Source organism: Acinetobacter sp. YH12116 (assembly GCF_013418895.1).
In the GTDB taxonomy this organism is placed as follows: Bacteria; Pseudomonadota; Gammaproteobacteria; order Pseudomonadales; family Moraxellaceae; genus Acinetobacter; species Acinetobacter indicus.
The window spans coordinates 282590-294774 of sequence record NZ_VPBE01000001.1; the positions used below are offsets into that span (position 1 = coordinate 282590).

The following is a 12185-nucleotide window of genomic DNA, read 5'->3' on the forward strand; positions in this document are numbered from 1 at the left end:
TTTTATGCGGCGTCGCCTTTCCATTTTTTCCAGCGCTGCTGATCTGGCGAGCCTTCAATGTCCAGGTTGTCTGCACCGACATTGAAGTGATAATAATCACGCAGGATGCTCTCCAGATCTGGCCCGCCACAGTTGCCCTGTAAAATCTGGTTCACTGGCAGCCAGGCCTGAATATATTTTTCCGGTTCACGTTCAAAGATGTCGTGGCAGCCATCGGAACAGGTGTGATAACGCTCGCCCTGATAGATGCTGTCGCGATAGCTGAACATGGTCGGGTCGCCGCCCATTTCAGTAAAGGTCATTGGAATCTGGCAGACCTGACACAATTGAGGTAAACCGGCGCTATAGAAGCGTTTGCCTTCGGCTTCCATCTTGCGGGCCAGTTCCCAGCGTGGACGATAATATTTGTCAAAGGTGTCCGGATATTTGGCCGACAGCCAGTCCATTTCCTCATCGGTTGGAATCCAGGTGTGGAAACCGGCTGCATGACCAAAGTTATAAAAAATCCACCAGGCCTGATGCGACACATGCTCTTTTTCTTTCTCGATCACTTCCGAATATTTCGGCATACGGATGCCATAACGGCCCAGGTCTTTAAACAGTGCCCCGCCCGCTTCTTCAAAGTAGGTTTCCCAAGCTTCTTTCCAGGACATGACTTTATTTGGCAGCATGTAGTCCATCATCATGCCAACAATTGATAATAAGCGTGTGCCGCGCCAGAACCATTTATCAATCCATTCCTGCACAATTGGCACGTTATCTTCATGCTGTTCCAGCAGGAATTTGACAATTTCCAGGCCCAGGGTCATGTGACGTGCTTCATCGGACTGGGCACTAAAACCAAAAGTCACGGTGGCCATATCACCGTTATAGGCCGCGCCAGACATAAACGGCACAAACAGCAGGTTGGTTAGCACATATTCAAAGGCAAAGCTGATCGCCAACAGGAATTCAAATGGCCCGGCTGAACGCGCATCTTCAAAGAATGATTTAGGCACAGATAAATACCAGACCCGATCATGCATATGCGCCCAGTCCTGAAAGCCATCAAAGAACTTGTTGTAATGGCTCATGGCATGAATCTGGGTCTGTACATGACGCAGCTCATCAATCGACTGCATTTGCGAAGCAATCCGCGCACCAATGCCACTGAACTGACGGCCGACATGGGCATAACCCTGATAGGCCTGATATTCTAGCGGTGTAACCGCAGTTAAAAACAGTTTAATGGCATTTAAATAACGTTCATTGGAGACATTCATCTGACCGTTGTTCTGCGCGAATGCATCAAAAATGGCATAGAGTTTTTTCTCTTTTTCGGCCTGATATTTCCAGTAGGCATCCATGGTTAAACGGAACGGATCTTCCCATTTTGACCAGTCGGTAATTTTAATGCCTTCAAATTCTTCATACGGAAATGCGGCTTTACGGTCGGCATAGGAAAAATCCCAGTCCAGATCACGGGTCAGCATCCGGTAACGGTCTTTGGCATTCAGTTTTTTCTGTGCAGTTTTGGCTTGTGTATTCATCTTGATCATCCTGTTCAATTTTCCCAGTGCAGGCACTCAGGCCTTGGCATGTTGTCTGTTTAATTCCATTTCAGCTGGAAGCTGTCATCATCTTCCTCGACATTGCCGCCCAGAGTAATCATGTTGAGCTGTAATTCCTGGATGTCCCAATCCTGACCCAGTTTTTCCGACACGGTTTCAGCCCGTACAATCAGACCGGTTTCGCTTTCAATGCGGATCATGGCCGGTAAATACTGGATGCTGGCATCCGGGTTATCCTGTTCAATCGCTTCGACGATATAGCGTGAAGTGTCGTTATCTTGCAGGGCTAAATAAACTTTTGAGCTCATGAGGCATCTCCTTATGCGGCTGAGGCGTGTTGAATCTGTAAACCGGCTTTCTTGCAACGTTCCTGAATCAGGTTCATGGCAGATTCCACCGATGCACTACCCAGTGCGAGCGTGGCCCAGCTAGAAAAGGCCTGTTCCACTTGGGGCAGCAGTTCTTCAATCCAGCCCTGAATCAGCTGCTGGTTATGCTCCGATTCTGCGACTGCAGTTTTAAACACACTGTCAGACCATTTACGTAAATCGTTCAGGCAGTCCTGCATAAACTCGGTCAGCATGGCAATATCGCGTGCGCCCTGCTCGACCAGCCATTGATCCAGCTCGCCATACACCAGCTGCTGCAACATGCTGTCGATCATCAGGTTTTGTAATAAAAACAGTTTGAACCAGTCCTGCTCGGTCAGGCTGACTTCACATAAACGGCGCAGCGGCTGCCAGGCGGCATCTTCCATCCAGGCAGTTTTGGCGTGCTGCAAAGCCTCACCACGATTGCCATCGAGCAGCAAACCAATTCGTGACAGATACTGCGCCATGCCCAAACGGTCCATTGCGGCAAAAATACAGGCCTGGGTGATAACCGTGCCATAGCCATAGGCACTGCCCGACATCATGTGCAGATTGGCAGTCTGTTCGACATAACGAAATGGCAACAGGCACTGCATCAGTTTTTGCTGGACTGCCTCGGACAGGTTCGCCACCAGTTCGCGCTTTTCAAAAAAGGCATAATTGCTTTCGGCAATATCCTGCAAACGCGCGCGATGCTGCACATAGGCGCCATAATAAAACTGGCGCGGATCTTTAAAGGCATACCAGTCCTGCATCAGCAGTGCGGTATGGGTTGGATCATTTAAGGTTTTTTCCGGTTTCCATAGCGGACGATAATGGAAATTGGCCGCCGCCTGCACATCAAAGCTGACTTCCTGATAACGTGTGGCCGGCTTGTTGCCAAAACGGCGTTCAATATAGGCATAGGTCTGGCGGATGGGTTCAACGCTGGACGTTTTAATTTCTAAAGTCATCATTATCTCCTTATCGACTTAAGACTGATCTTCTTGATCTGACAGATACTGTGTCGGGCGCACCATGCTCGGTTCTACGCCATAACGCCATTTATCTTCCTGGGCATCATTCCAGGCCTGTTGTGCGGCGCTCATTTCCACCACCTGATGCATGGCACAAAATTCCTGGAAAGCCTGCTGGGGCAGAACCAGCTCGACAAATAGCGTCGGGTCCTGAATGGCAAAATCAAATTCGACAAATTTGGCCTGTGGATCACCGGTAATCCGGATGTATTTGGTCAATGCCGTTGGGCGTGCAGTGTGCGTCATCATGACCTTCCTTTTTCATTGCCACCAAAATCATTTCAGTGTGGCAAGCACGGAGCTTGCAGCTTTATTTACTTAAAGCATTTCAAAAGGCGTGCCAACTTTTATAAATAATTGATATTTATATTTTTATTTAAATTGGCTTAAAAATACAGAGATGAGATGGACGAGAAATTTCATGTTTTGCTGAAAGATATTTTGCTGAATTTCAGCATTTGATGAACTTAAATGCATACTGAAGTTTTAGACATTTGTATATTGCTAAAATTTCAACCTATTGATTTATAATCACTATATTTAAAAGGTATAAGATTATGCACTTTAAATCCTCACCTCGATGGTCGGAATTGGTTAAGATCAACCCATGCTTGTGACTTGCCAAAATGGATGATTGGCTATGCCCCATACCCAGGACCTTAAACACTACAAACAGCTGCTGGAACACAATCAGGACATTCAGGATCTGCTCGACAAAATCCAGTTTGATACCGAACACGGTCAGATCTGGTTTGAAGAAAACCGGATGCTGCTGATTCATAGCGGCATCATGGGCTATTTGCGCAAAGACCTGTATCAGATGCTGGGCTATGAACGCACCAAACACTTTTTTATCCGCTGCGGCTATCAGGCCGGGATGCGCGATGCCGAAGTCACCTCACGACTGCGCCCGAACTTAAATGAAGTGGAAGCCTTTATGGCCGGCCCGCAGATGCACGGTATTCGCGGCATGGTCCAGGTTACAGTCAATGACCTGCGTTTAAGTCATGACCAGCATCAGTTTTATGCCGATTTTAACTGGCTTAACTCTTTTGAAGCCGAAGTGCATTTATCTGAATTTGGCGCAGCCGATGAACCGGCCTGCTGGATGCTGCTCGGTTATGCCTGCGGCTATAGCAGCTATGTGATGGGTCAAACCATTATTTATCAGGAAACCCATTGCGTGGCCAAAGGCGATGACTGCTGCCGGATTATCGGCAAACCGCTGGCCGACTGGGAAAATGCCAATGAACTGATCCGCTTTATGTCACCCGATCCGGTGTCGGACAAGATTATTGCCTTGCAGGCAGAGCTGAACCAGCTGAAACAGACCATCTACACCGATGCTGAAGCCGACTACACCATGTTTAATGCTATCGGTGAATCGGCGGCCTATCGCAAGGTCTGCGACCTCCTGAAAAAGGCCGCAGGCAGTAAAGTCGCAGTCCTGCTACAGGGCGAAACCGGTGTCGGTAAAGAAGCCTTTGCCCGCGGGATTCATCAGGCCAGCCAGCGCCGCCAGCAACCGTTTGTCGCAGTCAACTGTGCCTGTATTCCTCCCGACCTGATTGAAGCCGAACTGTTCGGGGTGGAAAAAGGTGCCTATACCGGCGCCAACCAGTCACGTGCAGGCAAGTTTGAACGCGCAGATGGCGGCACCATTTTTCTGGATGAAGTGATTGAGCTGTCACCGCGGGCGCAGGCCGCTCTGTTACGCATGTTACAGGAAGGCGAATTTGAACGGGTTGGTGATTATCAGACCCGCAAAGTAGATGTGCGTATTGTCGCCGCCACCAACGAAGATCTGGAACAGGCAGTCAAAGCCGGACGTTTCCGTGCCGATTTATTCTATCGGCTGAATATTTTTCCGGTACAGATTCCGCCACTGCGCGAGCGCCGTGAAGATATTCCGCTACTGGTCAATCATTTTCTGAAACGCTTTGAAAACCTGTATGGCAAAACCCTGCCTGGCCTGAGTGACAAAGCCAAAAATTATGTGATGAGTTATGAGTGGCCCGGTAATATCCGTGAACTGGAAAACCTGCTAGAACGCGCCACCTTACTGACCGATGACCAGCAGGAAATTAAACTAAGCTGCCTGTTTCCGCAGTTAAAGCAGCAGGCTGAAAATTCAACCTCCCCCCATTCAATTGAGACCCTGTTGACCGAGGATTTTTCTTTGGAACGGCATGAACAGGAAATTATTCTAACCGCCATGCAGCGCAGCCAGCAGAATATTTCTGAAGCGGCACGTTTACTGGGGATTAGTCGGGCAACGCTGGATTACCGGTTAAAGAAATATCAGATGGTTTAAAGTTTTTACCTCGTCCTAACCAAAATTTTATTTTAGTTATACTCTTAGAATCTAAGTACTTTATAAAAAGTAAGCCGATATATTGATGGTACGACTAATCAGTTTACTTTAGAAATAAAGTGAATATCAGTTAAATATTGATATTTAATAAAATATGATAAATATATTCTCACTTTTAAACCAACTTATCAATAAAAATCATATTCACTCTATTAAGAAAAAATTAAAAAAAAAATAAGAAAAACTCAATCACCTTTATAATCTCTCAAAAAACTATAAGTTTTCTCCATTAGAGAAAGTTTAGTTAAATTACCAACTCCACTATTATAGTGCACTAAAGTTTTATCCAGATTATTCATAAAATCATAAAATGACCTAGCAAACACCATAGCCTCATTATTTTCAATTAATTCAATATTTAAATTACTGTTATGTAGAGCAATATTCAGAAATGGTTGATCACCATATCTCCTTTCAAGAAACCTGTAATTAATTACTCTTTCAAAAATAGGTTTTACTTTATTTAAATTATTAATAACAAAAAAACCTGAGTTTACAATATTTTGATAATTTACAATATTAAATTTAAGCATGTAATCCAACCCAAACCAAGGACTTCTATTTTTTAAAATTGTATTCCTTTCTTCAAAGGAAAACTCATTATATGCCACTATATCACCACCTGCTAATAAAGAATAAAGCAAGTCCTCTATTGGATTAATAGTCAATATATCAGAATCAAAGTAAATTATTGAGCTATATTTGCTAAAAACATCCTCATACAAATAATATCTATTAAATATACCGTATCTAAAATTAATTAAACTAAATTCAAACTTATTATTAAAATCCTTTGTATACAAAATAGCTTTATCAATATTATCTGTTTTTATTAAAATATCACCAGAATACCTCCCAAAAACTATCAGTGATCTTAATGCATACTTAAAACATTCAAAATATTCATCCCCACCATAAACACAAAAATAAATTAATAAATTACCCTTCTTAAAACTTACTGTTTTAAAAATAGTTTTATATTTGAGACTCCCCTCATCTTCCTCAAAAACGCCTGCAGGTAAGTACGATGGGGTAATTATATGAGATCCTAATCTTATATGTATTTTATCTTCATGTAACAATAACTCATATTTTTTTAATAAATTACCATTCCTATCTTGAATTTTTTCTTTTATTATTTGATTAACAAAGTTAAGTACTGCCGAGTCTAGTATATAAATTTTCTCCCATTCTCTACATACTGTTGCATGAAAATTAGCTTTCCCATCTGGAAAAACAGTGAGATAAAGGTTTCCCTTTTTTACAGTTAAACAGTTTTCAGATAAAAAATTTATTTCTAAATTTTTATCACTTATAAAATCCCAAAAACTTATACCATTAAGATCTATAGGTTTTAAATGATGTGAAATAGCTTGATCCATAAATTTATCAACTCACAAGGGCTTTGTTGCACAAAGATTTCATAACTATATGATTTTAGAAGTTTTGATTATTTTTTGATCCAAAATTAAATTTATTTAAATCAGATGCTTACATATTTATGCAACAAAGCCACTCACAAGTTAAAGCCTTGTAATAAATTTTCAAAGTTTAAACGCTTCAAATCTTTAATTAATTGACTTACCTCTTGATAAGAGTCTTTCTTAATTAAGTTTTGATAATTACTTAATTGATGAATTACTTTTTCCACTAAACCTCTATTTGCATTTCTAATTAATAATTTAAATGCAGCATAACTTTGCTCAAAGTACTTCAATTGGAAGGCATTAATACACAACTCATAATGACACCAAAACTTGTATATATCTTTATTTATAAATAGCCTATTCCCAACAGGAATATTTAACTTTTGAGCTTTTTCTGCATAGCACAAAGCTAAATTATAGTTTTTATTCCAATTGTTTAGTCTTGCTAAATGATACCAACACTCTGCCCGTTGTGCATCTACATTTACCCCACATTGCCACGCATATAAAGCTTCCATAATTTTATTCTGTTTTTCATAGAGTAACCCTAAGCGCATAAAACTAATATAAATTTCTTCTTGCCAATCTCCTAGCTTAGTACGTTGCTCATACCATTTTATTGCTTGTTCGTGTAGCCCGGCATCTTGATATGACTGCGCACAATAAAATGTATAGCGTGCGGTTAAATCAGGATCAGTACCTTGAAGAATTGCATCTTCTAAAAGCTTTGCATCCTTTAAATATTTATTTTTATCTAAACTTCGATGGCCTTTTCTGCCTGAAATGACAGTATATTCACCCTTAATAGGTATACTTGAATGTTTTCCATCTTTTGTAATAAACTCATGCAAAACCCCACGCCAATAAAAGCCACTATTATTTTTTATGAGTAGTTTTCTACTATATTTTATTGTAGTGTTTTCACTACTCATATTTAGGCTATAACTATCTGATGTTAGAACTTCAGGTAAAATAAAATCACCCTCAAACCTATCGTCGGCATCAAAAAAAAGTACATAATCTGCTTTACCCTGACATGCTTGTAAAGCAATATTTCTGTTATGCCCAAAGTTTTTCCATGGTTCATTTATTATTTCGCCTGGAATATTTTTCTTTTTAAAAAACTGTTCAATTAAATTAACCGTATTATCTGTAGAACCTGTATCTGAAATCACCCAATAATCTAGCTTTATATATTGGTATATGTTTTCTAAAGTTTTCTCTATAATATGACTTTCATTTTTAACAATCATGTTTAAACAAATACTGCTCATAACCTAGCCCTAAAATAATAAAATCTGTACAAAAATAGGAGGGTCCATAGACCCTCCTATTGATTACAACCTATTAGAATTTAAACAATAAACTGCTGATTGTTCACTAAAGTTGTCAAGTCAGTCTCAACACCTTTTAGTACAACTAGATCAGCAGATTGATACTGGCTATTATCTGCACCATCACGGTCGATACTAATAATTGTATCGAATTTACCATCGGCATCAATGTCTTCATTGCGAGTTGTCAGGTAATTATTTAAGTCACCATCAAAATCTACTAACAAATCACTAATGTCGATTTTGTCAGCTTCAGGATTGGTTAAAGTATCGCCTACAGTAAAGTCAGTCCAAGTATCTGTCCCGTTACCGCCAAGATCATCTTGAAGATCAAATATACTGAAAATAACTGTATCTGAACCTTCACCCATAGTGAAAGTATCGAATGTATTGCTACTTTCAACAACATCATCTGTACGTGAACCAATTACATCTTTACCAACATTAATTTCTATAGTCGATACATCAGAATCACCAGTTGGTGAAACAATCTCATACACAAAGATCTCCTTACCACCTCCTTTGCCATTTGGAGTGTAGGTAAAGCTGCCGTCAGTTCGAACTGTTAAATCACCATATTGACCATAAACAATGACTTCCTGAGCTATCTTGGCAGGATCAAGACTTAATACTTTATTACTAAACTTAACAATGGTTTGAGCACGTAAATCGTCTGGATATAAATCATTGTCTAAGAAATTACCAGTGATAGCATGAGTACTATAATCCTCAGTCACTACAGGCCCCCACTGATCCACAGCCTGATTATAGACTTTGACATCATAACCGTAAGAAATTGATGATCCGACTTGTTCTTCAATACGTAAAGTTAGACGGTAGTCTGCAGGATCAATATCTTGCAAGGTCAACGAAAGTTCAGCTTGTGGATTACCAACACTATTAGCTGACTTCACCGTGGTAAGTACCTCATTACCATCAACGGTTGAAACTGTAGATAATACATAAGACATTTGAACTTCATATCCAGCTACTCCTGTTATATTCAACAATCCTGTAAAGTAGAAATCTAAACCTTTTGAAACTCCATCAGCTACAGTAAAGTCAATATCTTTTGTCCAATAATGAGGATCCCAAATACCTTTCGCTGGGACATTATTTTGATTTGTATCAATATCTACTGATTCTGAGAAATAAACAGTATCGAATTCATTCGTCAACGCAACTGTTGTATAGAATTCCTCTCCCGAACTATTTAAGGTATCAGCTTTAGCATCTACTGTGCCAAGCTTGACATTCAAAATAGCCACCTCAGTTTGACCTGTGGATGGATCTTTCGTGATGTAACTAAAGGTATCAATTACGCCATAATTTGGCGATTCAACCGTATTATCGACTGTATAAGTGTAACTACCATCAGCTTGGACAACCAAACTACCATATTGTCCCTCAATTACCTGACCAGCAACATCAATCTCTTGACCTTCAATCAGATACAGTTGATTACCTGCTGGAATATCCAATGTTCCTGTGACACTGCCTTCATAATCGGATGGATGATTATAATCATATGCAGTAGCACTCTCGGCTGTTAGGGTACTTCCACCCACAGCTGTTATACCAGCTGTTGTGAGGTAAGCGACATACTCACCCTCAGCAAAAGTAACTGTCGTCGGTGTGTTATAAATACCTCCTAATGGAATTCCAAGCACAGAAAGTGGAACAACCAAGAATCCCTCATTCGAGTAATAGAGCTCGTATTGTCCTGTAGTTGCATTTTTTCTATAAATTACCAAATCAGATATATTACCAGCACCAACTACAGCACCTCCTGTAGCACTGAATAATATATCTACAATTTGGCCTTGTTGAACCTTAATATCTAGACCAGGCTTGCTAGCAATTACATTCGCATCAACCACATCACCCAATCCAAGACCAACCACACCAAAGCTTGTTGTATTATCATCCCCATCGGTAATAGGGTTCAACGCTGAGAGATTTGCATAAGTCGTGGTAGTTGGAGTTACCTCTAGCATCGCAACGACTGTATTAATATCTTGATTTGATGGAATATAGTCTAAAGTTATATTCAACTGTGCAGTACTGGTCTGACCTATGACTGGATCATAAATTGTATATTCAAAGCTATCTACATCACCATAATTGAAGATTTTGGTGTTGTTTGCTGTATATACATAGTCACCATTTGCGTAAATAGTCAATGAACCATAATCACCTAATATCACGGTACCCTCAGATACCTGGTCATCCTGAACAATTTTTCCATCAACAGAAATGACATAAGTTACATCAAGATTTGGACCATTATCTTTTGTTTCAGCTCCTAAATTAATATCTGTGATGACATTACCAACAGCCTGTCCATAAACAGCCGTAGGATTACCATAATCTAAAAGTAAATCTTGAGTAGTTTCTAATGTGTATCCAAATAAAGCATTGACACCACTTGAAGGTTCTAATAATGCAATATATTGACCTTCATCGAAGGTATAAGTTAATTCATCAGATACACCACCTAATAATGCCACACCAAACCACTTTTCTTCTTGGTGAACAAGCTCATAGTCTCCAGATATCTCATTCAGTTTATAAATGAATAGATCGAAATCTGTAAGCACTTGTACACCGCCAGAACTGGCTTTAAAAGTCATCTCGCGTTTAGTATCACCCGAAACACTTATGTCAAAACGGTTTGCAGGATCAATTGCTCCTAACTCAAGTACACTACCCAAACCAACATATGCGACATTGACTACCGTCACACTATCAAGAGCCTGCTCCTGTATGCTAGGGTCAACCATTAGAGTCAAATTCACATCATCATTTTGAGCGGTTAAGAACCTAACTTCTCCACCATCTATATTGATAGTTAGAGTTGTTGACTGCTGAACTGCACCATTTTGAACTGTATAAGTAAATACATCTGTTTTACCAACCGTAACAGTCTCAGGATTTAGCTTATAGCTATAACCGCCATCCTGTGTAATGGTTAACACACCATATTTACCCATAATTTTTGTCGGTGTATCAGCAATGACATCCAATTCCTGATTTTGAGTTTCATCCACTAAGCTGTTTGCTATTTTTAAAACAGTTAAATCAGTAGCTCCACTAAAGTCATTAAATAGTACATTCCCTTCAGCTGTCGCATCCTCTATATATGTTTCGGAATGTGTAATTTGAGCTTGTACATTTCTCAAAACATCCAAAGTCGATGAAACTAGAGGAGCAACCACGCTATCCACTAACAAGTCAACAAATCCAACGGTTTGCTTCACTACAGGTAAGCTTAAAATAGTCTCAAGCAAAATACTCACTGGTGCAGTTAAAACATTCACTCCCTCTAAGATGTCCTCTAATAAATTTACTAAGGCTTCTGTTGATGGACTGTCAGGATTCAATATCTGAGCAACTGTCTCCAATAATGCTTGTTGGTTTTGCTGACCAAGTAATGTACCTTCTCCACCTAAATGACTTAACTCAATATCTTTCAATAATTGTGTTAAATCACTTTCAGAAACATAGGTACTGATACGATAATCACTTTCAGGTAGCCCATGGAAAGTAACACTATAGTTGTTGCTCGCATCAACTGCACCTAAGGCATATTGGGTCCCCAAAGATGCTACCACTCCAGTGCCAGTGAGTGGTGCAGACATATATACTTCCCATTCATCTGTAACTTCATTTTTTCTTTCTAAAACTACACCATAAGATTTAGCTACAGTTAACAATGACAAATCACCAAGTTCTACTTTTACCTCTCCTATTGATTCAGAATTCTCCTGAAGTTTATTTGGTGCATCACCAATCGTAAATACAGAACCTGTTTGAAGATCATTATTAACAGATTGATTGACACCTAACACATTTAAGAATTGCTCTGATTCGACTGTAATAGAGTCACTTACTTCTGTCTTTAAAATAGTTTCAAGTTCCAATACGTCTGGAATAGCAGAGCCACCTGCGATAGCGGTTGCTGGATCACTCTCATTTCCGGATGGATCAGTTGCAACTGCACTCACTGTACTGCCATCTTCAACTTGATCACCTGGAATAGTTGAGCTGCTTTCACCTGCTGGAATGCTTGGTACCACAGTTTCATTATCTGAAGTCCAGCTTCCATCCTCA

At 40.2% G+C, this 12185-nt stretch carries 8 protein-coding genes; 1 reads left to right on the top strand and 7 read right to left on the bottom strand.

Annotated elements, in window-relative coordinates:
- Positions 1-2: 2 nt before the first annotated feature.
- From FTU54_RS01320 to FTU54_RS01335, 4 genes are read right to left on the bottom strand one after another with little or no spacing between them, the layout of a single operon-like run.
- Complete coding sequence (locus FTU54_RS01320) at positions 3-1529, bottom strand: aromatic/alkene/methane monooxygenase hydroxylase/oxygenase subunit alpha (protein ID WP_075168172.1); 1527 nt, start codon at positions 1527-1529, stop codon at positions 3-5.
- Between the two features lie 59 nt (positions 1530-1588).
- Positions 1589-1858 (bottom strand): MmoB/DmpM family protein, encoded by a 270-nt coding sequence (locus FTU54_RS01325; RefSeq protein ID WP_075168171.1) that lies wholly within the window; start codon positions 1856-1858, stop codon positions 1589-1591.
- Between the two features lie 11 nt (positions 1859-1869).
- The gene (locus tag FTU54_RS01330) at positions 1870-2874 is read right to left on the bottom strand and encodes an aromatic/alkene monooxygenase hydroxylase subunit beta (protein WP_163170272.1); all 1005 of its coding nucleotides are present in this window, start codon (positions 2872-2874) and stop codon (positions 1870-1872) included.
- Between the two features lie 18 nt (positions 2875-2892).
- The gene (locus FTU54_RS01335) at positions 2893-3183 is read right to left on the bottom strand and encodes a phenol hydroxylase subunit (protein WP_104489758.1); all 291 of its coding nucleotides are present in this window, start codon (positions 3181-3183) and stop codon (positions 2893-2895) included.
- Between the two features lie 394 nt (positions 3184-3577).
- Between FTU54_RS01335 and mobR the strand changes: the two genes are divergently transcribed.
- A complete protein-coding gene (mobR, locus tag FTU54_RS01340) occupies positions 3578-5251 on the top strand; it encodes a phenol degradation transcriptional regulator MobR (RefSeq protein WP_180074316.1) in 1674 nt (557 codons plus the stop codon).
- 245 nt (positions 5252-5496) lie between these two features.
- Here the strand turns inward: mobR and FTU54_RS01345 are convergent, their stop codons facing one another.
- The 3 genes from FTU54_RS01345 to FTU54_RS01355 form a co-directional block, all read right to left on the bottom strand.
- Entirely contained in the window at positions 5497-6693 is a 1197-nt protein-coding gene (locus tag FTU54_RS01345) for a glycosyltransferase (protein ID WP_180074318.1), read from the bottom strand.
- A gap of 134 nt (positions 6694-6827) precedes the next feature.
- Positions 6828-8012, bottom strand: a complete 1185-nt coding sequence (locus tag FTU54_RS01350; RefSeq protein WP_180074320.1) for a glycosyltransferase — start codon at positions 8010-8012, stop codon at positions 6828-6830.
- Between the two features lie 80 nt (positions 8013-8092).
- A complete protein-coding gene (locus FTU54_RS01355; RefSeq protein ID WP_218949458.1) occupies positions 8093-12151 on the bottom strand; it encodes a type I secretion C-terminal target domain-containing protein in 4059 nt (1352 codons plus the stop codon).
- Positions 12152-12185: the final 34 nt, after the last annotated feature.